Here is a 23,436-nt window from a genome sequence, read left to right on the forward strand (position 1 = left end):
ATGAAAGTTTTCTATTCGCCCCACTCTCCCTTCGTTCGCAAGGTTCTCGTTGTCGCTCACGAAGTCGGCCTGTTCGACAGGATCGAGCTTCTGACCAGCGCAGCGGGCCCGGTCACTCGCGACGCGCATATCGTCGCGTCCAACCCTCTCGGACAGGTGCCGACCTTCTTCACGGATGACGGCACGATGCTCGCCGACAGCCGGGTGGTCTGCGAGTACCTGAACGACCTTGCCAAGGCCTCTGTCTATCCGGTTTCGGGCGAGCGCCGATTTGCCGTGCTGACCGAGCATTCCCTCGCCGACGGATTGCTCAATGCGGCCCTGCTGGCGCGCTACGAGCGCATCCTGCGCCCCGCGGAAAAGCAATGGGACGATTGGTACGAGGGGCAGTTCGCCAAGGTGCGTTCGGTCATCGATTATTTCGACAGTGCTGCCGCCACCCTCGAAGGCCGCGTCGATATCGCCACGATCACGCTGGCCTGTGCCCTGGCCTATCTTGACCATCGCTACCCCGACTACGACTGGCGCACGGGCCGTGACGCGCTGGCCGCCTGGCATCGCCGCTTCTCCGACCGGCCTTCGATGCAGGACACCAAGTACGGCGTCGACCGGGTGGCGGCAGCCTGACGCCCCGTCCCCGGAAACGGCCCTGCCATGTCCAGCCGCACCGGAGCCGGACGTGGCAGGGAATTCAAGCACGGCCGTGGGGCAGGCCGGTAACGATCACGGCGGTCCAGAGAACCGATGCCGCCGTCGTCCGCTAATTTTCCGTCGCCCTCCGCGATGAAGACCGTCCGCTGCCGCTGGCGGAGTTATAATTCTCCAGGGGGGCGCGATGCGAGCCTGCCAGGACCATTGACTTTTGCCCGCAAGCACTACTTCGGACGGATCAGCAGGCCTGACGCATGAACCTGATTCTGCGTAAGGCAGCTGAATTCTGTTTCTGGTTGCGGACTCCTCGGTCAAGACAAGGACATGAAGCCCATGGACGTGCGCGTCGCGTGGCGGTCTTTCGGAAGCATCGGCACAATCCTGGCACTGCTCCTTGCGGCCCTTCTCATTCCGGCTTCCCTGTTCGGTGTCGTCGCATGGAAGACCCGCACCGAGGCTTTGGCCCAAGCCGCCCGCAGCGCCGACAAGACGGTCACCATCCTTCACGGTCACGCGCAGCATATCTTCGAAACCTACGAACTCGTGATGGATCGGATCGAGGACCGCCTTCGGACAGAATCCTGGCCTCGTCTTGATCGGTCCGCCGACTTCCACGCGTTCCTGCAGGAGATCGTAACGGCCAAGACACAGATCGGATCGATCCAGGTGTATGACGCAGACGGTAATCTTCAGAACACTAGCCTTCAGTTTCCGCCGCCTGTCGCCAATGCGTCCGACCGGGAATACATGCAGGCGTTCCGATCAGGTTACCGCGGCACGTTCATCGGCGAGATCGTCACAGGCCGCGTCACCGGTCAAATCGCTTTCAATGTGGCCCGCCCTCTCGTGAACGACCGGGGCGAGCTGATCGGGGCGCTGCTTCTGTCGGTCTATCCCGACTACTTCGTCGCGTTCTATCAGCGTGCCGCCATGGGCTTCGATTATTCAGCCGGCCTTGTGCGGTCTGACGGAAAATTCCTGGTTCGGGACGCCGAGTCGAAGATTAGCGTCGATCAGCCCCGTGCCAGCGAGACCTTCATGGCAGCCATCGCCAAGGCGCCAGAAGGGCGCTTTCCGTCCGTCTCAGCCGTGGATGGGATCCGCAGGATCGTCGCTTACAAGAAGCTCGACCATTATCCCGTCTACGTCCTGTTCGCCTTCGGTACCGACGCCGTCCTCGCCGAGTGGCGCCGCACGATGGTACAATATCTCATCTTCGCCATCCCGGCGGTGATCGGCCTGATGTTGCTGTCAGGCCTCGCCCTGGTTCAGATCCGGCGGGAACAGGAGGTCACGCGGCGGCTTCGAACAGAGATGCAACGCCGGGAAGCGACGGAGGCCAAGCTCATCCGGGCGCAGCGGATGGAAGCCCTGGGGCAGATGACGGGCGGGATCGCTCACGATTTCAACAATCTGCTCACCATCGTCATGGGTAATCTCGATCTGCTGCGCCGGGCCAAGGAAGACCGCCGGGAACGTCTGATCGACAACGCCCTCCAGGCCGTGGAGCAGGGCCGGAAGATCACCACTCATCTGCTCGCTTTCGGGCGCCGGCAATCGCTCCATCCTGAAGTCGTAAACTTGAACGGACTGATCGCCGGCATGGACGACATGCTGGCGCAGTCACTGCGCGAGAACATTTCTCTCGACCTGGATCTGGCTCCTGATCTGTGGCGGGTGGAGATCGATCCAAGTCAGCTGCAAGTGGCGCTCATCAATCTGGCTGCCAACGCCCGCGATGCCATGCCGGAGGGCGGCAGCTTCCGGATAAAGACCGAGAACGTCGTTCTTCAGGGGCCGGACGCCGCAGACGTCGTCGCCATTACGGTGAGCGATACGGGCGCCGGCATTGACCCCGAGGTGCTGCCGCGGGTGTTCGAGCCGTTTTTTACGACCAAGGACGTCGGCAAGGGAAGCGGCCTGGGCCTGGCGCAAGTCTACGGCTTCGCCGAGCAATCCGGGGGAGCGGTCGAGGTTCGCAGCGCTCTCGGCCGCGGCACCTGCGTTCTGCTGACGCTGCCTCGCAGCACGGCGCCCCTCACGGTGCCGGAGACCCTGCCGGCGCCAAGGGGAGAGACCGGCGTCATTCACGCCAGGATTCTGCTGGTAGAAGACAATCCCCAGGTTGCGGAGGTCGCCGCGGCGCTGCTGCGGGAGCATGGGCATACGGTGACAGTAGCCCCGAATGCACGGGCGGCGCTCGATGTACTGCAATCGGGCGGTGCGATCGATGTCGTCGTTTCGGATATGGTGATGCCGGGCGACATGGGGGGTTTTGAGTTGGCCCAAAACCTTCGGCAGAAGCGGCCGGATCTGCCGGTGATCCTCGTGACGGGCTACAGCGAGGAAGCTTCCCGCGCTGGACTGGAAGGCTTTACGTTGCTCCGCAAGCCCTATGCGCCGCATCTTCTGGCCCAGACGGTGCAGGCGGAACTGCGTGCGAGGTTCAGCCGGACCGTTACCCAGCCTTACCCCTCGAAGCATCGTCAGGCTCCCCAGGAGATGACCGGATCGACCTATCCGTGAGGAGGCCTCTTCACGTTCGCCATCTCCCTTCCGCCTGAAGGTATCGGCGAATCCGGTTGGAGTGTTGAGAGAAATTATGAAACAGAAAATCTCTTACAATATTTTATAACTCTTCATTATTATTTTAATATCATTACGTTTTGCGTTGTTGTCCAGCAACATCCGGAAAAAACTTTAGGGCAGATGGCGCCGATATAGGAATTCAAACTTCCCGCTCAGGGCCAGTGGCTGCAAGAAGCTGCATAGCTTCTCTTGCCGAACCGGATCCCTTTCATGCCCGCGAGCCGCCTTCCGAACCTGTTTCTCGCCTCGCCTTCCTTTTCTCTCCTGCGTTCGACCAGTGTCATCGCTCTGGTTCTGGCCACGCCGGCTCATGCCGATTCGGTTTTCTGGAACGGACCGAGCGGTGGGAGCTGGTTTGTCGATTCGCATTGGGTCTGGGATGGCCACACCCCCGGCGCGGCTGACAACGCTTATATCAACACAGCGGCGGGGCCGTTGATTCCGCTGGGCATGAGCGGTTTCGCCGGCAATCTCTATGTGGGCACCTCGTCTCAAGGTGTCCTGACCGTTGACGGCGCGCTTACGACGGGGAGCGCGTTGCTCGGCAACAGCGCCGGGGCGGAAGGCACCGTCACTGTCTCGGGCGGCACATGGACGAACAGCGGTGTCCTCACTGTTGGAAGCGAGGGGCAGGGCTCGCTCGTCGTCACGAGCGGCGGTTCCGCGTCGGCCGGTACAACCTATCTCGGGACGGGCGTCGGCGGCACCGGCAGCTTGCTGGTCGAAGGAGGTTCGGACTTCAACGCGGCCGGCTTTCTCCTTGTCGGTTATGCCGGCAACGGCGGATCGGGCGGGACGCCTGGCGGGAATGGGACACTCTCTGTCACCGACGGATTGGTGACCAGCATCGGCGCCGTGATCGCCGATGGCATAGGAGCGACGGGCAGTGCCACGATTTCCGGCTCCGACAGCGACTGGATCAATGCCGGTTCCCTGACGGTTGGCGGCGGTGGTGTCGGCAGCCTGACGATCCTGAACGGTGGTTATGTTTCGAGTTGCTGCGTGACGACGATCGGTCAGGCGGCGTCCAGCGCCTCCAGCTCGATCGATATTGCGGGCACAGGGTCCTTCTTGGAGAGCTCAGGCGGCCTGATTGTCGGCAATTATGGCGCTGCGACCTTGACCGTCGGTTCCGGCGCCACGGTCAGCAGCGGGGGCGGCGTGATCGGGCGGCATTCCGCCAGCACGGCGACAGTGACCGGCTCGGGGTCCACGTGGACCAGCGGCGATCTTCTGATCGGTGGCGACAGTTCCGATCCTCTGGGGACGGCTGGCAACGGCACTCTGAACATCAGTGCGGGAGGTGCAGTCACCAGCACGTCTGCACGTCTGGGCGACGTGGCCGACGCCAGCGGCTCTGCGACGATCGCGGACAACGGCTCCAAATGGACGATCACCAGCGGCAATCTGCAGGTCGGGGCGCGCGGCACCGGTGATCTGACAATTCGCAATGGAGCCGCCGTCGAGGCGGTTCATTCCATCATCGGGACCAATACCGGCGCAAGCGGCGAGGCGACCGTGACAGGCGCGGGCAGCCGTTGGACGAGCTCCGGCAACCTTTATGTCGGCAATGAGGGAAGCGGTGTACTCCGGATCGAGGACGGTGCCGCCGTAACGAGCGCGGCCGGTTACATCGCCACGCTTTCCGGTTCCGATTCATCGGTCACCGTCGATGGTGCCGGTTCGTCCTGGACGATGACGGAGGCGTTCATCGCGGGCTACAGCTCCGGCACCACGGCGACGGTCACCTTGAGGGACGGCGGCAGGATCAGCGCGTTGCAAGGAACGCTTGGCGATCTCGCCGGCTCGACCGGCACCATGACGGTCACGGGTGCCGGCTCGAACTGGAATGCATTCGTCGACAGCAGCGTCGCTTATTCCGGCTGCATGAATGTCGGCCGCTATGGAAAGGGCGTTCTGACCGTATCCGATGGCGGCAGCGTCACCGGGCACAGGCTCTACATCGGCAACGAGACGGGCTCCAGCGGAACCGTCACCCTCACCGGCGCCGGTTCCGAAGTGGCCATGGCCAGCCGCTTGTTTATCGGAGCCTATGGCAACGGCACGCTGACCCTGTCGCGTGATGCAGCCCTGCGCGCCTCCGATATCGTCATCGCCCGCGGCGCGGGCGTTGCCGGAACGCTGAACATCGGCGCCGCTTCCGGCCAGTCGGCGCAGGCGGCCGGTGCGGTCGATGCGAGCGCCGTCACCTTCGGCGACGGCGCCGGCAGGCTGGTGTTCAATCACACGGACACATCCTACGTCTTTGACGCACCCATGTCCGGCGCTGGGCAGGTCCTCGTCGAGAACGGGGTGACGACGCTGACGGGCAATTCCGGCGGCTTTACCGGAACGACCACAATTGAGGCCGGCACGCTGGCGGTGAACGGAAAACTCGGCGGCGCGCTGGACGTGCAATCGGCGGGCCGCCTGCAAGGCATCGGCTCCGTCGGCGACACCACCGTCAGGGGCACCGTCGCGCCCGGCAACTCCATCGGCACGTTGAATGTGAATGGCAACGTCACGTTCCGTCCCAGCTCGATCTATGAGGTCGAGATCGACGGCTCGGGGAAGTCCGACCGCATCGCGGCGACGGGAGCGGCGACCATCAATGGCGGCACGGTGCAGATCCTGCCCGACCAGGGCGTCCGGTTCCGCGCCGATCACGCCTATGCCATCCTGACCGCGCAGAGCGGCGTGAGCGGACGGTTCGGCGGCATCCTGAGTTCCGACTTCGCCTTCATCACGCCGACCTTGGGCTATGGGGCCGATGCGGTAACGCTCACCATGGTGCGCAAGACCGGGCCGCGGGCTCCGCTCGCCTTCCGCACGGCGGCGGCCAGCGGCAACCAGTACCGCACGGCCGATGCCGTCGAAGCGCTGGGCGCGGACAACCTGCTCTACGACACCGTCCTCGGTGCCAGCGTCGCCGGGGCGCGGCAGGCCTTCGACGCGCTCTCCGGCGAAGCCCATGCCTCCGCCGCCAAGGTGGCTTACGAGGACAGCCGGAAGGTGCGCGAGGCGGTTCTCGCCCGGCTCAGGGAGCCGCTCGGCGGACCGGCCTTGCCGCTCCTGGCGCAAGGCCCCTATGGCGCAGCCTTCGCGGCGGACCGGCCCGGCAAGGCTCCGCTGCCGGCCGCGCTCGCCCCGGTTCCGGCGCCGCTGCGCCATGCCCTCTGGGGCGAGGGCTTCGGCTCGTGGGGCAAGGTGCGCTCGGATGGCAATGCGGCCTCCCTCGACACCTCGACCGGCGGCTTCATCCTCGGCGCCGATGCGCAGATCGGTGACGGCCTGCGGCTCGGTCTGGCCGGCGGCTACATCTCGACCGCGTTCGATGTCGAGGCCAGGCGCTCCTCCGGCTCCAACGGGAGCGTGTTCGGGGCGCTGTACGGTTCCGGCCGGTGGGGCGATCTCTCGCTCCGTCTCGGCGCGGCCTATGCCCACCACGACATCGACCTCAGCCGCACGGTCAGTGCCCCGGGCTTGGCCGATGCCGTCAAGGCCTCCTATGACGGCGCGACCCTGCAGGCCTTCGGGGAGGTCGGCTACCGCTTTGCCCTGGCCGGTCTGGCGTTCGAGCCGTTTGCGGGCGCTTCCGTGCTGCGGCTTGACACCGACGGCTTCCAGGAGCGCGGCGGCGCGGCGGTGCTGACGGGCTTCGGCCGGACCTACGAGCTCGGCACCACGACGCTGGGGATCAGGGCCGAGGCGCAGCCGAGCCCCGAGATGCCGCTGACGGTGCGGGGCCTCCTCGGCTGGCGTCACGCCTATGGTGACGTGGAGCCTGCGGCGCTGGTGGCGTTCGCCGGGGGCGCAAGCCCGTTCAGCGTGGCAGGCGTCCCGGTCGACCGCGATGCGCTGGTGGTGGAGGCCGGGCTCGACTGGCAGGCGTCGGACGCGATCAGCCTGGGCGTCTCGTATTCCGGCCAGATCGGCAGCCGGGCCCAGGACCATGCCCTCAAGGGCAATCTCGTCTGGAGGTTCGACACACGCTGACGCGGCCCGTCAGGTCGGCGCAATGCGCCAGGAAGAAGGCAGTAAATGGAAGAGGCGACGCAGTCTCATCGATTGCGTCGCCTCTTTGATGTCCGCTTCGCCGTATGTGCTTAACGGTCCACGAGTGGGCCGTGAATCAAATAGGGCAAAACGAAGTTTGGTAAATTCAGTAATTTAGCAATTACCTGGATTCATAAGGCCATAATCCTATTCTAGCGCAAAATCAGTCAGTCATTTGTGCTGCTAGAGGAACTGACCTGCATGTCCCGACTGCTGTAGACGCACTGCGCTCCTGAGGCTGCTTGGAGATTTGCTACGATGGTTATACCCGAATGGTCGAGGTCACGCGTGTGGGTATACTGTTGAAGTCAATGCCGTAATGCGGATTTGGGAGGTCCAGGCAAAGCGTAAACCAGCCCATATCGCTACGATATCGAAGGCGTACCGCAACCGGCTCGCACTGCTGACGCAGTTTTTGACGGATCGGCTCGGTTCGCGGCTGCACCTCTCGACACCGGAGGGCAGCTTGAAATTGGTCGTCGGGATCCCCGAGCTGGCAGATGACGGACCTCTACGCGAAAGCCTCATTGCCAGCGGTTTCGCGATGTCGTTGCTTTCGGACTATTTCATCAGCCCACCTTAACAGGGCCTGGTTGTCGGCTCCGGCTCCGCGAAGGAGCGCGATGCCCGCAAGTTTGCCGATGCTTTGAAACGGCAACTGGATGGACCTGTTCGGGGCTGAGCCGCAACAGGTCCTTTCGATCGGTTGGCAACTGGTTCTGTACAGGGGCCATTTCCGGTGCAGGAGACTGGACCCATTATTTTGGTGAATGCGGGTGCAGTAGGTATGGAGCGCAGTAATGTCGATTGTCGAGTCAATAATGAACGGGCCCGCGCCCTCCCCCACGCCGCGCAATGTCTGGATCGACCGGTTGCGTGCAGGCCTAACCGTGCTCGTCATCACTCATCATGCTACTATCACCTACGGCGCCAGCGGCAGCTGGTTCTTCAAGGCAACCGAGGCAATCAGTGTTCCCTTGACCTTTATGGCCGCAGTCAATCAGGCCTTCTTCATGGGGCTGTTCTTTATGGTCTCGGGCTATCTCGCGCCAGCATCACTAGACCGCAAGGGGACCGTTGGCTTCCTCACTGACCGTGCGATCCGTCTGGGTCTTCCGGTGCTTGTGTTCGGCTTCTTATTGGGGCCTATGACCATCGCTGCGGCGACCGCACCGTTGCACGCCATCCCGGCCGAGACAGCATCGCGGATCCTGCGCGGCGTCTTCGTCCTCGGGCCGATGTGGTTCCCGGCGGCGCTGCTGTTCTTCTCCGTCGTCTTGGGGTTCTGGCCACCGCGTGACAGAGCGGATCAGCCCGTGCCACCCTTTGGCTTGTGGCTGACGCTTGCCTTGTTGACTGGAAGTGCTGCGCTCCTGATCCGGCAGATCATTCCAGTGGGCACATCCGTCCTCGGTTTCCAGATCGGCTATTTCGCCTCCTACATTGTGCTGTTCGCCGTCGGCGTGCGGGCGGGCCGCGCGGGCTGGTTGAGTCGGCTGCCGCTTCCCGCCCTGCAGCGTGCAATGCTCGCTGGTCTGGTCACCCTGCCGCTTCTGCCCGCCGTTCTGCTCACCACGAATGACGTGCAGTTTGAGACGGGCTTCTCACTCGCCGCGATCACATATGCTCTTTGGGAGCCATTGATTGCCCTCAGCGCTATTCCCTCGCTGATTGTCTGGAGCCAGCGATGCGGCGACCGTGCACGGCCATTTTGGGCTTGGGCCGCAGCCAACAGCTACGGGGCTTTCATTCTGCACGCCCCGCTCCTCGTCGCAATGAGCCGGGGACTGGAGGCCCTCAACACGCCGCACGGCATCGCCCTACCGCTGTCAGTAATTGGAACGGTATTGTTTGCCTTCGGTCTGACCGCAGTGCTGCGACGGTCAGCGCTGGTCCGGCGCGTTGTCTGACTCCGCCTCGCGCCGTCCTTCGGTCGCAGGATTCATCATACTCTCCTAGGCTATGTAGACGGATTGGGTCGAGCATTGGCTGAGTGGATTCCCAAATCAGGCGGGCGATGATTCATGGCAGATCGGCTTCAGGAGGCTCGACCATGCTGACGGGAATGACGGAGGAAGACTGGGCGACGGTGCTGCGGGTGTTTGCGGCTTCGTGCTCCCGGCGTGGCGCCAAGGGCCGCAACGACCGCCGCTTCCTGGAGGCGCTGCACTCCTTCACGGTCCACAACATCACCTGGCGAGCCCTGCCCGAGTGTTTCGGCAATTGGAACTCAGTCTGGAAACGCTTTTGGCGCTTGAGCCGGGCGGGCGTGTTCGAAGCCTTCTTCGAGGTCTTGGCGGCTCTGAGCAAGACCGCTCACCTGATGAAGATGTTCGACACAACCATCGTACGCGCCCATGTCTCGGCGGCTGGGGCAAAAGGGGGCAGAGCCGGCAGGCGCTGGGCCGCTCCCGGGGTGGGTTCTCGACCAAGATCCACCTTAAAACCGACTGGAATGGCGACCCGCTGGGCTTTCACCTGACCGGAAGCGAGGTCAGCGACAGCTCACACTTTGAGACGCTGCTCGACGTCGGGCCGGACATCACGCCCCGCGCTGCGGTAGGCGACAAGGACTATGATGCAAAAGCCAACCGACAGGCCGCCCGATCCCGCGGCATCTGCCCGACCATTCCGTACCGCACAACGACCAAAGAGAAGCCGAAGTTCTTTCCCAAGGCGCTCTACCGCGCACGGGCACGCATCGAGCAAACCATAGGCAAGCTCAAGCGGTTCAAGCGCGTTGCTTTACCTCGTGAGGAGACGGACGAGAACTACGGCTCCTTCGTCGCGCTTGCTCCGAGCTTCATCCTGATCAAACCCGTCCACACGACCTAGTATCAGCGCTCTATCGAACCCAACAATGTTCGTTGGCATGAATAAACTCGCGATATGGCTCAACCACTTCGCCTATCGCACCAGCTCTTGAGGGGCGCACCTGTCAACGGAAAAGGGCCCACAGGGGATGAACTGTGAGCCCTGAAAATACAAAAGTCGGTCTAATTGCCTGTCGAATGGAGTCTATATGCCTGTTTTTAGGGTCTATATGCTTGTCGGGACATGCGGTCAGACGTCCAGGTTTGCCACCGATAGGGCGTTTTCCTGGATGAATTCGCGGCGGGGCTCCACAACGTCGCCCATGAGCTTGACGAAAAGATCGTCGGCGTCGGTCGTGTCCCTGACCTTCACCTGCAGGAGCGAGCGCACATCGCGGTCGAGGGTCGTCTCCCACAGCTGCTGGGCCGTCATCTCGCCGAGACCTTTGTACCGCTGAAGCTGCAGGCCCTTGCGGCCGGAGGCGATCACGGCGTTGAACAGCGAGAGCGGGCCGTCGATCTGCATCTCGTCGTTCTTGCGCACCAGCTTTGCGGGCTTGGCGTAGACGTCCTGCAGGGACTTGGCGCGCTCGTCAAGCTTCTTCGCCTCCTGGCTGGCGATCAGGGCCTGGTCGAGAACGGCGGTCTGGGTCACCCCGCGCACGGTGCGCGAGAAGACGTAGCCGCCCTCGCTCACTTCGCCGGTCCAGCCGCGTTCGAGCTCTTCCGAAATCGCATCGAGACGCTGCGCGATATAGGTCGCAGCGGCGGGGCCGCGCTGCGGATCTTCCACCACGTCGGGGCGCAACGCTCCGGCAATCGCGGCCTGCTCGACGGCCTTGCGGTTATAGCGCGTGTGCAGGTTGTTCAGCACCTGGCGGACGAGGCGCGCCTCGTCGATCAGGCCTTTGAGCTGGTCGCCCTGGAATTCCACGCCGGTTTCGAGGCGCAGCGAAGCGCTCTCGATACCCGCATCGATGAGGAAGTCTTCCAGCGCGCGCTCGTCCTTCAGGTAGATCGCCTGCTTGCCGCGGGTCGCCTTGTAGAGCGGCGGCTGCGCGATGTAGAGGTGCCCGCGCTCGATCAGCTCCGGCATCTGGCGGAAGAAGAACGTGAGCAGCAGCGTGCGGATGTGCGAGCCGTCCACGTCCGCATCCGTCATGATGATGATGCGGTGATAGCGCAGCTTCTCGACGTTGAACTCCTCGCGGCCGATGCCTGTGCCGAGCGCGGTGATCAGCGTGCCGATCTCCTGGCTCGACAGCATCTTGTCGAACCGCGCGCGCTCGACGTTGAGGATCTTGCCGCGCAAGGGGAGAACGGCCTGGAAGGCGCGGTCACGGCCCTGCTTGGCGGAGCCGCCGGCCGAGTCGCCCTCGACGAGCAGCAATTCGCATTTCGAAGGGTCGCGCTCCTGACAGTCGGCGAGCTTGCCGGGCAGCGACGCGATATCCAGCGCGCCCTTGCGGCGGGTGAGCTCGCGCGCCTTGCGGGCGGCCTCGCGCGCGGCTGCGGCTTCCACCACCTTGCCGACGAGAGTGCGGGCTTCCTGCGGATGCTCCTCGAGCCAGTTGTTGAGCGCTTCGTTCACGACATTCTCGACGGCGGGACGCACCTCCGAGGAGACGAGCTTGTCCTTCGTCTGCGACGAGAATTTCGGATCCGGCACCTTCACCGAGACAATGGCGGTCAGGCCCTCGCGGCAATCGTCGCCGGTGAGCGAAACCTTTTCCTTCTTCGTGAGGCCGGAGGATTCCGCATAGCCGTTCACCTGGCGGGTGAGAGCCGCGCGGAAGCCCGCCAGATGCGTGCCGCCATCCCGCTGTGGGATGTTGTTGGTGAAGCAAAGCACGTTCTCGTGGTAGCTGTCGTTCCACCACAGGGCCACTTCCACGCCGATGCCGTCCTTCTCGGAGCGGATGACGACGGGCTGCTGAATCAAGGGGGTCTTGGCGCGGTCGAGATAGCGCACGAAAGCTTCCACGCCGCCCTCGTACATCAGCTCCTCGCGCTTGTGTTCCGCATGGCGCTTGTCGGTCAGCACGATGCGCACGCCGGAGTTCAGGAAGGCGAGTTCGCGCAGGCGGTGTTCGAGCGTCGCATAGTCGAACTCCACCATGGTGAAGGTTTCAGGCGAGGGCAGGAAGGTCACTTCCGTGCCGCGCTTGTCCGGAGCGTCGCCCACGACGGCGAGCGGCGCCACGGCGTCGCCATGGCGGAACTCCATGAAGTGTTCCTTGCCGTTGCGGTAGATTCGAAGCTTCAGCCAGGTCGAGAGAGCGTTCACCACGGACACGCCCACGCCGTGCAGGCCGCCGGAGACCTTGTAGGAATTCTGGTCGAACTTTCCGCCCGCGTGCAGCTGGGTCATGATGACTTCGGCCGCCGAGACGCCTTCGCCCGGGTGGATGTCGGTGGGAATGCCGCGGCCGTTGTCGGTGACGGTGACCGAGCCATCCGCATTGAGCGTGACGGTCACTTCCGTCGCGTGACCGGCCAGCGCCTCGTCGATGGCGTTGTCGACCACCTCGTAGACCATGTGGTGCAGGCCCGAGCCGTCATCGGTATCGCCGATATACATGCCGGGCCGCTTGCGCACCGCATCAAGACCTTTCAGCACCTTGATCGATTCCGCGCCGTAGGCGTCGGCATTCGCGTTGATAGCAGGTTCGGCCATTTGGGATCCTTCAAGGCGCAGCGGACAGGAACAGGCGCGCCAGGGTTTTTGATTCGTCAGATCAGATATTTAGTGACGATTGGTTGAAATTTCACCCCCGCGCGCATACGCGCGCGTGATGCGGGGCGGAAAAATCCACCAGAATTTGACAAATCGAAGCCATTCAGAGGCGGTTCTTTGCCTCAGGGTCGGAAAAGACGTTCAGCGCGCCGCTACGGCAGCCGCGGCGCCCGCCAGCATGGCTCCCGTGGTGCGGTTGAGGATGCGGATGGCGCGCGGCGTCGTGAAGAGCTGCCGCGCGCGGGCGGCGAGCACGATGTAGCCGCCGAAAACTACGGCCAGGACGCTCAAGGTCGCGGCCACGAGCTCCGCATAGCCCAGCACCGTGATGCGGGTGAGGTCGAGGATCGTGGGCAGGAGGGCCAGATAGAACACGATGGTCTTCGGATTGCCCAGGGTCAGGGCTAGGCCGCCGAGCATCAGCTTGGCCGGGTGTTCCGCACCGGAATCGGCCTTCACGTCCCGGGCGAGGGCCGGAGCGGTCCAGATCTTGTAGGCGATGTAGAGCAGGTAGGCCGCGCCGGCATACTTGATGACCAGGAAGACCTCGTGGAAGGCCTGCGCCAGGGCCGCAAGCCCGAGAACGGCGAAGGTCAGCCACACCACGTCCCCCAGGGCCACCCCGATGCTGAAGGCCACCGCGCCCTTCGGGCCGCGCCCCAGCACCCGCGCCACGATGGCGGCAATGCCCGGTCCCGGCGAGGCGGCGGCGATGAAGAGGGCGGAGGAGAAGAGCAGAAGTCCTGCGAGATCCATGGGTCCGGTACCGGAAGGGGCGACGAGGCGATGACCCACCATAGATCGCTGCGGCCACCGGCGCCATCAAGGAGTTGTGATGGTTTTCATCACCGGCGCCGCTCCCCGGAGAATATCGAAGATCCGCGCACCGCCAGGCCGGGCTCTCACCCGGCGACGGCTTGCCCGAGCCATGCGAGCAGGGGCGTCGCGATCCAGAAGGTCGCGTGGCTTGCGGCATGGGCAAGCATGGCGTGCTCCAGGCTGCGCGAGGCATAGAGCCAGCCGAAGAGCAGCCCCGCGACCGTGTTGAGCCCGAGTGTCCTGGCGATCAGGATCTGATTGTCCATCTGCCCCATGCCGGCGACCGCCCCGAGATGGCCCGCCGCGAAGCCTATGGCTGCGATCACGATGGCAATCCAGACCACGATAGGCCGCGCCCGGCCCCGGGTGAGGCGCAGGCCCGCCCAGACCAGGAGCGTCATCAGCCCGAAGCGGAGCATCAGCTCCTCGGTGATGCCCCCGTAGAGAAGGCCGAGAAAACGCCCCTCGAGCGTGACCTCGTCCAGCCGGGGAACGACCGCGAAGGCTTCCGGGAAGATCCGGCGCAGGACGAGATCGGCCGCCGCCACCATGGAGGCGACGGCGAAGGCGAGGAGGAGCGTCGATCGCCAGCCGCCCGTGGCCGGTCCGGACGCTTGCCCGCGCAGGCGCCGCAGGATCAGGCAGGTCAGGCCGGCCTTCTCCGCCAGGGCGACGCCGAGGGCGACGGCGGCGAACAGGAGGAGGGCAGGCTGCCCGAGGAGCAGAAGGGCGAATTCCGTCCGCGACAGCGCGGGCGCGCCCGGGAGACGGCTCGCCTGCTCGATGGTGGCCTCCATGAGAGGCACGAGCGACAGCACGCCGAGCAGTCCCAGGCCATAGAGAGCGAGGAAGGGTTTCAGGACGCGGGTCGTGAAGGTCATGGCATCAAAGCGGTTCGATCGTGCCGGGCGACACCTGCAGCAGGTCGGCGCGGCCCTGGAGTTCGGCAAAGAGGCCCGGGTCCGCTCCCGTCATCCAGACCTGTCCGCCCAGGGCTTCGAGGGTGTCGTAAAGGCCGGCGCGGCGGCGGGGGTCGAGATGGGCCGCCACCTCGTCGAGGAGCACGAAGGGGGCGATGCCGCTCATGCTGGCCACGAGCCGCGCATGGGCGAGCACGAGGCCGATGAGCAGCGCCTTCTGCTCGCCGGTGGAAGCCAGGTTGGCCTGAATGTCCTTCGGCCCATGGCGCACGAGCAGGTCGGATGCCTGCGGGCCCACGAGGGTGCGCCCAGCGGCGCGGTCGCGGTGGCGGTAGTCGCGCAAGATGGCGCGGTAGCGATCCTCGGCATCCACCGCGGGCAGGGTGGCGACGAGGGTGTCGAGCTCGCCTTCCAGGCCCATCGTGGCGAAGGGGAAGGGCGAATCATCCTCGCGGGTTTCGAGGATGAGCGCCGCGAGACGCTCCACGGTTTCGCGGCGCGCGGCGGCGACGGCGATGGCGAGTTCCGCCACCTCGCGTTCCAGCGCATCGAGCCAGAGGCGGTCGTCGGGATTGTCCTCCAGCACGCGGTTGCGCGAGCGCAGCGCCCGCTCCAGCGCGTTGACCCGCGCGCCGTGATCCGCATCGACCGCGAGCACGAGCCGGTCGAGAAAGCGACGGCGGTCGCCGGCGGGCCCCCGAAAGAGCGCGTCGAGATCCGGCGTGAGCCAGACGACGCGCAGATATTCGGCGAAGGCCGTGGGCGAGGAGGCGGGCATGCCGTCGATGCGGCAGATGCGCGAGGCGCGGGAGCCTTCGCCCGGCTGGTCGAGCCCCGTGCCGAGACGGTGCTCGCCGTAGGGCGCGTCCAGGGTGAGGGAAACGGCGAAGGACCCGGGGCCGCCCTGGCGCGCCATCTCGCCGAGCTCCGCACGCCGCAGGCCCCGTCCTGGCATGAAGAGGGAAATGGCCTCCAGCACGTTGGTCTTGCCTGCTCCGTTCTCGCCCACCAGCGCCACGAGCGGGCGCGAAACGGCCAGGTCCAGGTTCGCGTAGGTGCGGAAGTCCTGGAGGATCAGGCGGACGATTCGGGAGGCGGCGGCCGGGGAGGATGACATGCGCCCCCTTCTTTCAGGAGAGGGCGCGAAAGATCAAGCGTTGGCGATGTCGCCCAGGCCTATTTGGTCATCCCGGACGGCGTAGCCGATCCGGGATCGCGAGACGGGAGAGCGCCTGCACCTCCACCGTCATTCCCGCGCAGGCGGGAATCCATAAACACCGTGAGAGCAGAATAAAGCGAGCGGGATTAGCTGCAATTTTCCTCGGACTGTCGTGGTTATGGATCCCCGCTTTCGCGGGGATGACAGCGTTGGGGCTTTCCGCTCTGTCCTGACAACGATCCCGGGTTCTACTGCGTAGCCCCGGGATGGCGCTTTGAGCGATTACACCCGCATCGGCATCAGGACGTAGAGCGCGGCGGCGCCTTCGCGGTCCTGGATGATCGTCGGGGAGCCGGGATCGGCGAGCTTGAACAGGGCGGTGTCCCCGTCGAGCTGGCCCGCGATGTCGAGAAGGTAGCGGGCGTTGAAGCCGATATCGATCGGCGCGCCGTCGTAATCGACCTCGAGTTCTTCCGTCGCGCTGCCCGAATCCGGGTTGTTCACGGTCAGCGTCAGGCGCCCGTCGGAGAGCGCCAGCTTAACCGCGCGGCCGCGCTCCGACGAGATGGTGGAGACGCGGTCCACGGCCTTGGAGAAATCGGCCCGCTCGACCACCAGGAGCTTGTCGTTCCCCGCCGGGATGACCCGCTGGTAATCGGGGAAGGTGCCGTCGATGAGCTTGGAGGTCAGCACCACGCCGTCGAAGGTCAGCCGCACCTTGGCGGAGGACAGTTCGATGGTGACGGTTTCGGAGCCGTCCTCCACGAGCTTGACGATCTCGGCCACGGCCTTGCGCGGGACGATCACGCCGGGCATGCCTTCCGAGCCCGTGGGGGCCGGGATCTCGACGCGGGCGAGGCGATGGCCGTCGGTGGCGACCGCGCGCATGACGACGGAACCGCCCGCCTCCAAGGTGTGAAGGTAAATGCCGTTGAGGTAGTAGCGCGTCTCCTCCGTCGAGATCGCGAACTGCGTCTTCTCGATCAGGCGCTTGAGATCGGCGGCGGACAGCGTGAAGCTGTGCGGCAGGTCGCCGGCGGCGAGATCCGGGAAATCGCTTTCGGGGAGGGCCTGCAGCATGAAGCGCGAGCGGCCCGAACGGATCTGCATCTGCCCCAGGTCCGCCGTCATTTCGAGGGAGACCTGCGCGCCGTCCGGGAGTTTGCGCACGATGTCGTAGATCATGTAGGCCGGAACGGTGGTCGAGCCCGCATCCGTGATGTCGGCCGGGATCGTCTCCGTCACCTCGATGTCGAGGTCCGTGGCCTTGAGGCGCAGGGAACCCTCTTCCGCCCGCAGGAGGACGTTGGACAGGATCGGAATGGTATTGCGGCGCTCGACGACGCGGTGCACATGCCCCAGCGCCTTCAGCAGAGCGGCGCGCTCAACGGTAACTCTCATAACCTTAGGCACCTGGTTTCGGTGAAATTCTTGGCTCGCTCCCGTCCGAGGCCGGCCTCGGACGGAACAAGCGGGGCGGCAAGATTGGCTTTTGTCGCCGGAGAAAGCAAGGCCGGGGCCTGCCCGGCCCGAAGGGCCTTATTCCTGCAGCATCCGCTTGAGAAGCTCGACCTCGTCGGAGAGGGCGTGATCTTCCCCCAAGGCCTTCTCGATCTTGCGCACGGCGTGGAGTACGGTGGTGTGGTCGCGCCCGCCGAAACGGCGGCCGATCTCAGGCAGTGAACGCAGCGTCAGGACCTTGGACAGGTACATGGCGATCTGGCGCGGGCGCACCACGGCGGCGGTGCGGCGCTCCGAGAGGATGTCCGAGCGGGAGACGTTGTAGCGCGAGGCCACCAGTTTCTGGATGTCCTCGATCTTGACGCGCTTGGGCTCCCGGTTGCGCACCAGGTCGCGGATGGCGGTCTCGGCGGTTTCGAGGGTGATGGCGGAACCGGTCAGCGTCGCATGGGCGAGCAGGCGGTTCACCGCGCCTTCGAGATCGCGTCCGTTGGCGGTGATCGCCCGCGCCACGTAGGCGATCACGTTCGGCCCTACATCGAAGGTGGGGTGGATCGTCTTCAAAGCCTCGATGCGGGTGGTGAGGATCGAGGTGCGCAGCGCCTCGTCCAGGGCGCTGACCTCGACCACGAGGCCGCCTGCGAGACGCGAGCGGACGCGCTCGTCGAGGTTTTCGAGATCGGCCGGCGGACGGTCCGCGGCGATCACGATCTGGCGGCCCGCATCGATGAGGGCGTTCAGCGTGTGCCCGAATTCCTGCTGGATCTGCTTGCCCTGGATGAACTGCACGTCGTCGATGATGAGCAGGTCGATGCCTCGAAGACGCTCCTTGAAGGCCAGCGATGTCTGGGCCTTCAGGGAGGCGACGAAGCCGTACATGAAGCGGTCGGCGGTGAGATAGATGACCCGCCGCCCCTGCGCGCGCACCGCATGGCCGATGGCGTGCAGAAGATGCGTCTTGCCGAGGCCCACGCCCGCATGGAGATAGAGCGGGTTGTAGATCGCCTGGCCGTTCTGCGCGTGAGCCACCCGGTCCGCCGCCGCGTGAGCGAGGGCATTGGAGCGCCCGACGATGAAGCTGTCGAAGGTCAGGCGGGTGTCGAGCGGGGCGCCGCCGAGATCGCTGTTCTCGCCGCGCTCTTCCAGGGGGGCGGCCGTGGCAGCGCTCTTCATCTCGCCCGCTATGCTCGGCATGGCCATCGAGGCCGCCGGAGCCGGGCGCGGCGCTTCGGCGGCGCGACGCCCGGCGGCGGGATCCCGCCCGAGCGTGTTGCGCACGCCGATGGAGACCCGGTCCACGTCGCCGGTCTCGGAGCGGTAAACCGCGAGCACCCGGTCGGCGTAATGGGATTCGATCCAGCTCTTCAGGAAACGGGTGGGAACCGTCAGATAGGCGCAGCCCTCGACCACCGAATCCAGCTCCAGGCGCCCAAACCAGCTGGCGAAGATGTCCTCGCCCAGCTCGGCCCGCAGACGGCGCTTCACCCGCGCCCAGACATCCGCCGCCGTTTGTTCGCCCGGACCCTCCACACCGTTCTCGCTCGGAGCGGCAAAGGTTCGGTGATCTTCGCTGCGATACATCAAAAGTTCCTCCACGAGGTCTCGACGCCTTACAAGGCCGAAACCCCCACGCATGACCCGTCTTGAACACCAAGGCACAAATGCCTCACAGGTTATTCAAAACGTGGCGCCCCCAATTGTACTAAAGATTATCCGATCACATTTAAGAGGAGATGGTCCTCGGCTGCCATCTCCTTTGTCTTCACTCAAGTTCTAACAAGTTTACCTCTCGGTAAAGGATAAGCCTGCACTTGTTTCTCAAGACAATGAAACAACGACCGACCCCCACGCATGGCGTCTTTAGTTCGAACTTTAGGTGAATGACTTCACGGCGAGCCGTTGAAGCAAAGCGACCTTACACAGGGTGCAGGACGGCGTGCAATACGGCCGAGTCGAGTCACAAGCGCTTGAGCGATCCCGGGGGCGCTCACAGCCTCGTCCACAGGTTTTGAATCGAGGCTTTAAAGTCCTGACTCTTCAACTGATTCACTGTGTCGCTCCGGCCCGATCGCAGGCCCGAAAAAAGAGTCTTTCCGCAACCTTGATTCAGAACCGATTCGCGCCGACTCGGTGGGCGATTCCGATGCTTTGCGGTCCTTTGCCTGCTAACATCTTGAAGAAATTAAATTTTTTATGTGCGGTTCAAATCTGAACTGTGAAGCTTTCACCCCGTCAGACGGGGATAAAGTCAAGTTCCTGTGTGGATAAAATTTGAGGACCGAAGCCGGCCGCAGGCATGAAAAAACCCGGCCTCTCGGCCGGGTTCGTTCCTGATGAGCGGATGCGCTCGCAGAGGCTCTTTAGGCGCTCAGCGACTTGATGCGGTGCGCGAGGCGCGAAACCTTCCGCGAAGCGGTGTTCTTGTGCACGATGCCCTTCTGAGCGGCGCGCATCAGCTCCGGCTCGGCGGCGCGCAGGGCCGCAACGGCCTCGGTCTGGTTGCCGGAGGCGATGGCCTCTTCGACCTTGCGGACGAAAGTCCGCATCCGGCTGCGACGCGACTTGTTGATCGCGGTGCGCTTCGCGATCTTGCGGGTCATCTTCTTGGCGGACACGGTGTTGGCCATGGCCCATCCTCGTTCTTTTCAAAATCCGATGGCAAGGCTCAAGCTCGGCAGAGAGCTCCGGCAGCGATCGGTTGATTGCATGGAAACCGAAGAGCCCGCGGGACGCGCGGGCTCATGTGAGGCGGCTTATAGACGCGAAGCTCACGAACGTCAACGACCATAGGCCTTTGCGCGTCAAAAAAGCATCGAGAGCGCCTCCTGCGCGGTCCGGCGCCAGGGATTGGCCGGGTCGAGCAGGAGGCGCAGGGCCATCAGGCCGGAGACGAGGACCAGGAGCGGCCGGATGAGCCGGGAGCCGAGGCGCATGGCGAGCCGCGAGCCGATCTGGGCTCCCAGGAGGGAGGCTGCGGACATCGCGAGCCCCACGGGCCAGACCACGGCTCCGGTCGCCGCGTAGAGGAGCAGGCTGCCCGCGTTGCTCGCGAGATTGACGAGCTTGGTATGCGCGGTCGCCTTCACGACCCCATAGCCGAGGAGCGTCACGAAGGCGAGCATATAGAAGGAGCCCGCGCCCGGGCCGAAGATGCCGTCGTAGAAGCCGATGGCGACCGGCGCGGTCAGGCCGAAGGCCAGGGCCGTCATGCGGGCATGGGCGTCCTCGTCCTTCACCTTGCGCGAGAACGCGAAATAGAGAGCGATCGCGATGAGCAGCAGCGGGATCAGCACGTCGAGCACGGCGCGCGGCAGGAACTGCACGCAGAGCGCCCCCGCGATGCTGCTCGAAAAGGCGACCAGGGTGAATCCCCAGGCCCTGTTCCATTCGATCAGCCCCTTGCGGCCGAAGGTATAGGTGGCGGACGCCGCGGCGACCGAGCCCTGCACCTTGTTGGTGGCGATCGCCTGCGCCGGATCGAGGCCCGCGAGCAGAAGGGCGGGCACGGTCAGGAGGCCGCCGCCGCCTGCGATGGAATCGATGAAGCCCGCAAGGAAGGAGACCGCGGCCAGGGCCGCGATCATGTCGAGACCGATGTCGGGCACGGTTACCGGTTCTTGAAGTCGGCGGCGCGCTTTTCCACGAAGGCGGCCATGCCTTCCTTCTGGTCGGCGGTGGCGAACATGGCGTGGAACAGCCGCCGCTCGAAACGGATGCCCTCGGCGAGCGAGACCTCGTCGGCGCGGTTGATCGTTTCCTTCGTCATCATGGCGATGGGCAGCGACATGGAGGCGACGGTCTGGGCCGTCTTCATGGCCTCGTCGAGCAGGTCCGCAACGGGCACCACGCGGGCGACGAGCCCCGAGCGCTCCGCTTCCTCCGCGCCCATCATGCGGCCCGTCAGGCACATCTCCATGGCCTTGGCCTTGCCGATGAGACGGGTCAGGCGCTGGGTGCCGCCCATCCCCGGCATCACGCCGAGCTTGATCTCGGGCTGGCCGAACTTGGCGTTGTCGGCGGCAATGATGAAGTCGCACATCATGGCGAATTCGCAGCCGCCGCCCAGGGCGAAGCCCGCCACCGCCGCGATCATGGGCTTGCGGCGTCCCGACACCTTTTCCCAGCCGGAGAAGAAATCGGCCATATAGGTGTGCGGATAGGTAAGGCTCGCCATCTCCTTGATGTCGGCGCCGGCGGCGAAGGCCTTTTCCGAGCCGGTGATGACGATGCAGCCGATGCCGTCATCCGCCTCGAAGGCGTCGAGCGCCTGGTTCACCTCGCCGAGCAGCGCGGAATTGAGGGCGTTCAGGGCCTGCGGCCGGTTCAGGGTGATCAGCCCCACCTTGCCGCGCGTCTCAACCAGAATCGTCTCGAAAGCCATGCCGGCGTCTCCTCCTCGGTGGAAAGACACCGGTAGGCGAGGGCGGCAGGCGCGGCAAGAGAAAATCGGGAGGGCTATGCTTCACCTTCCGGCAGGCGCGGGCATCCCTCTCAGGCGCGGGATCGCTTCTGGCAGCGGGGACAATAGAAGGTGGAGCGCCCCGCCTGCACGAGCCGCGCCACCGTGCCCGTGCAGCCCGGGGTCGTGCAGGGCTCGCCCTCCCGGTCGTAGACCCGGAAGGAATGCTGGAAATAACCGAGGGTCCCGTCCACCTGCGCATGGTCGCGCAGGGTCGAGCCCCCCGCCTGGACCGCCTCGGAGAGCACCTCGCGGATGACGTCGGCGAGCCGGTGCGCCTTTTCCGTCGGCAGGCCCTTCTTCGTGGCGAGCGAACCCGCCGGGGCTTCCGGATGGAGCCCGGTGCGGAACAGGGCCTCGCAGACATAGATATTGCCCAGGCCTGCGATGAGGCGCTGGTCGAGCAGGGCCGCCTTCAGGGGCGTGCGCTTGCCTGAAAAGAGCCTGGCGACCGCCTCGCCCGAGAGTTCGTTGCCGAGGGGCTCGATGCCCATCCCGGCGAAGTGCCTGGAGGCTTCGATCCCGGACCGGGGCACCAGATCCATGAAGCCGAAGCGGCGGGTGTCGTTATAGATGACGGAGGCCCCGTTGGAGAGCCGGAAGACCACGTGGTCGTGGGCGCCCAAGGACCCGTGCTCGTGATGGAACTCGCCGGGCATCCGGGTGGCGCCGTCCATCGTGACGAGGAAGCGGCCCGACATGCCCAGATGCATGATCAGCACCTCGCCCGAGGAGAGATCGGCCAGGAGGTATTTGGCCCGGCGGCTCAAGGAGCGCACCTCCTGGCCTTCCAGACGCTCCGCGAACCTTTCGGGAAACGGAAAGCGCAGGTCCGGGCGGCGCTGCACCACCTTGGTGAAGCGGGCGCCCACCATGGCGGGCTCCAGGCCCCGGCGCACGGTCTCGACTTCGGGCAGTTCGGGCATCAACCATCTCTCGGCTTCTTGGAGGCTCTTACATAGCCATCGGGCCGCGCTTCCGCTATGGATCGCCGCTACAGGTGACGAGAGGCTTGACGATCATGACCGACGAGAACACCCATTTCGGGTTCCAGTCCGTGCCCCTGGGCGAGAAGCAGGGCAAGGTCAACGAGGTCTTCCGCTCCGTGGCGAGCCGCTACGACCTCATGAACGACCTCATGTCCGCAGGCCTCCACCGCCTCTGGAAGGACGCCCTCGTCTCCACCCTGCGCCCGCCCCGGGACCGACCGTTCCGCCATCTCGACGTGGCGGGTGGCACCGGGGACGTAGCCTTCCGCATTCTGGACGCGGGCGGGCCGCAGACCCATGTGACCGTGCTCGACATCAACGGCGAGATGCTGAAGGTGGGCGCCGAGCGCGCCGGTCACCGCTATGAGGGCCGCATCGATTTCGTCGAGGCCAATGCGGAGGAGCTGCCCTTCGAGCCCAAGACCTTCGACGCCTACACCATCGCCTTCGGCATCCGGAACGTGCCGCGCATCGACCGGGCGCTGCGCGAGGCACACCGGGTGCTCAAACCCGGCGGGCGCTTCCTGTGCCTCGAATTCTCCAAGGTCGACGTGCCGGTGCTCGACAGGATCTACGACGCCTATTCCTTCAACGTCATCCCGAAGCTCGGGCAGATGGTGACGGGGGATGCGGAATCCTATCAGTACCTCGTCGAGTCGATCCGCCGCTTCCCGACGCCTGTGGCCTTCGCGCGGATGATCGAGGAGGCGGGCTTCAGGCGCGTCACGCACCGCGCGCTGACCGCCGGCGTGGTCGCCATTCACTCGGGCTGGAAGATCTGAC

General features: G+C 64.9%; 16 protein-coding genes and 1 pseudogene. 7 read left to right on the forward strand and 10 right to left on the reverse strand.

Translation table 11 applies throughout. The annotated features are described in order from the left end of the window. The 6 genes and pseudogenes from L879_RS0101150 to L879_RS23455 all read left to right on the forward strand — a co-directional run bounded on the left by L879_RS0101150 (window position 1) and on the right by L879_RS23455 (window position 10,131). On the forward strand, window positions 1-627 hold the full coding sequence (locus L879_RS0101150) for a glutathione S-transferase (RefSeq protein ID WP_027314496.1): 627 nt from the start codon (window positions 1-3) through the stop codon (window positions 625-627). Window positions 628-984: 357 nt separating this feature from the next. Continuing rightward, entirely contained in the window at window positions 985-3,177 is a 2,193-nt protein-coding gene (locus tag L879_RS22485) for a hybrid sensor histidine kinase/response regulator (protein ID WP_051434953.1), read from the forward strand. 273 nt (window positions 3,178-3,450) lie between these two features. Continuing rightward, a complete protein-coding gene (locus tag L879_RS0101160; RefSeq protein ID WP_154664040.1) occupies window positions 3,451-7,236 on the forward strand; it encodes an autotransporter domain-containing protein in 3,786 nt (1,261 codons plus the stop codon). 860 nt (window positions 7,237-8,096) lie between these two features. Further along, window positions 8,097-9,206, forward strand: a complete 1,110-nt coding sequence (locus tag L879_RS20025) for an acyltransferase family protein (protein WP_051434954.1) — start codon at window positions 8,097-8,099, stop codon at window positions 9,204-9,206. Between the two features lie 155 nt (window positions 9,207-9,361). After that, a pseudogene (locus L879_RS24555) lies at window positions 9,362-9,520 on the forward strand (transposase); the annotation flags it as partial. Continuing rightward, the gene (locus L879_RS23455) at window positions 9,520-10,131 is read left to right on the forward strand and encodes an IS5 family transposase (protein ID WP_161634617.1); all 612 of its coding nucleotides are present in this window, start codon (window positions 9,520-9,522) and stop codon (window positions 10,129-10,131) included. The pseudogene L879_RS24555 and the gene L879_RS23455, both read left to right, overlap by 1 nt. Before the next feature lie 228 nt (window positions 10,132-10,359). On the opposite strand, the gene gyrB is transcribed toward L879_RS23455, so the two are convergent. The 10 genes from gyrB to mutM form a co-directional block, all read right to left on the reverse strand. Next, window positions 10,360-12,786 (reverse strand): DNA topoisomerase (ATP-hydrolyzing) subunit B, encoded by a 2,427-nt coding sequence (gyrB, locus tag L879_RS0101180; protein WP_027314500.1) that lies wholly within the window; start codon window positions 12,784-12,786, stop codon window positions 10,360-10,362. A gap of 201 nt (window positions 12,787-12,987) precedes the next feature. Then, window positions 12,988-13,602 carry a LysE family translocator gene (locus L879_RS0101185; RefSeq protein ID WP_027314501.1) on the reverse strand — a complete coding sequence of 205 codons (615 nt, stop codon included), beginning with the start codon at window positions 13,600-13,602 and terminating at the stop codon, window positions 12,988-12,990. Between the two features lie 146 nt (window positions 13,603-13,748). Beyond that, the gene (locus tag L879_RS20035; RefSeq protein ID WP_051434955.1) at window positions 13,749-14,546 is read right to left on the reverse strand and encodes a CPBP family intramembrane glutamic endopeptidase; all 798 of its coding nucleotides are present in this window, start codon (window positions 14,544-14,546) and stop codon (window positions 13,749-13,751) included. A gap of 4 nt (window positions 14,547-14,550) precedes the next feature. Further along, window positions 14,551-15,702: a DNA replication/repair protein RecF gene (gene recF, locus L879_RS0101195; protein WP_027314502.1), complete on the reverse strand. Its 1,152-nt coding sequence runs from the start codon at window positions 15,700-15,702 to the stop codon at window positions 14,551-14,553. Window positions 15,703-16,026: 324 nt separating this feature from the next. Continuing rightward, on the reverse strand, window positions 16,027-17,145 hold the full coding sequence (dnaN, locus tag L879_RS0101200) for a DNA polymerase III subunit beta (RefSeq protein ID WP_027314503.1): 1,119 nt from the start codon (window positions 17,143-17,145) through the stop codon (window positions 16,027-16,029). 138 nt (window positions 17,146-17,283) lie between these two features. Continuing rightward, complete coding sequence (gene dnaA, locus L879_RS0101205) at window positions 17,284-18,786, reverse strand: chromosomal replication initiator protein DnaA (protein ID WP_027314504.1); 1,503 nt, start codon at window positions 18,784-18,786, stop codon at window positions 17,284-17,286. Between the two features lie 779 nt (window positions 18,787-19,565). Continuing rightward, complete coding sequence (rpsT, locus tag L879_RS0101210; protein WP_027314505.1) at window positions 19,566-19,832, reverse strand: 30S ribosomal protein S20; 267 nt, start codon at window positions 19,830-19,832, stop codon at window positions 19,566-19,568. A 174-nt stretch (window positions 19,833-20,006) separates the two neighbouring features. Beyond that, on the reverse strand, window positions 20,007-20,810 hold the full coding sequence (locus L879_RS0101215) for a TSUP family transporter (RefSeq protein ID WP_027314506.1): 804 nt from the start codon (window positions 20,808-20,810) through the stop codon (window positions 20,007-20,009). Between the two features lie 2 nt (window positions 20,811-20,812). Next, on the reverse strand, window positions 20,813-21,586 hold the full coding sequence (locus L879_RS0101220) for an enoyl-CoA hydratase (protein ID WP_027314507.1): 774 nt from the start codon (window positions 21,584-21,586) through the stop codon (window positions 20,813-20,815). A gap of 110 nt (window positions 21,587-21,696) precedes the next feature. Further along, on the reverse strand, window positions 21,697-22,590 hold the full coding sequence (mutM, locus tag L879_RS0101225; protein ID WP_027314508.1) for a bifunctional DNA-formamidopyrimidine glycosylase/DNA-(apurinic or apyrimidinic site) lyase: 894 nt from the start codon (window positions 22,588-22,590) through the stop codon (window positions 21,697-21,699). Window positions 22,591-22,685: 95 nt separating this feature from the next. On the opposite strand from mutM, the gene ubiE reads away from it, so the two are divergent. Then, window positions 22,686-23,435: a bifunctional demethylmenaquinone methyltransferase/2-methoxy-6-polyprenyl-1,4-benzoquinol methylase UbiE gene (ubiE, locus tag L879_RS0101230; protein ID WP_027314509.1), complete on the forward strand. Its 750-nt coding sequence runs from the start codon at window positions 22,686-22,688 to the stop codon at window positions 23,433-23,435. Window position 23,436: the final 1 nt, after the last annotated feature.

The organism is Microvirga flocculans ATCC BAA-817 (assembly GCF_000518665.1).
GTDB lineage: Bacteria > Pseudomonadota > Alphaproteobacteria > Rhizobiales > Beijerinckiaceae > Microvirga > Microvirga flocculans.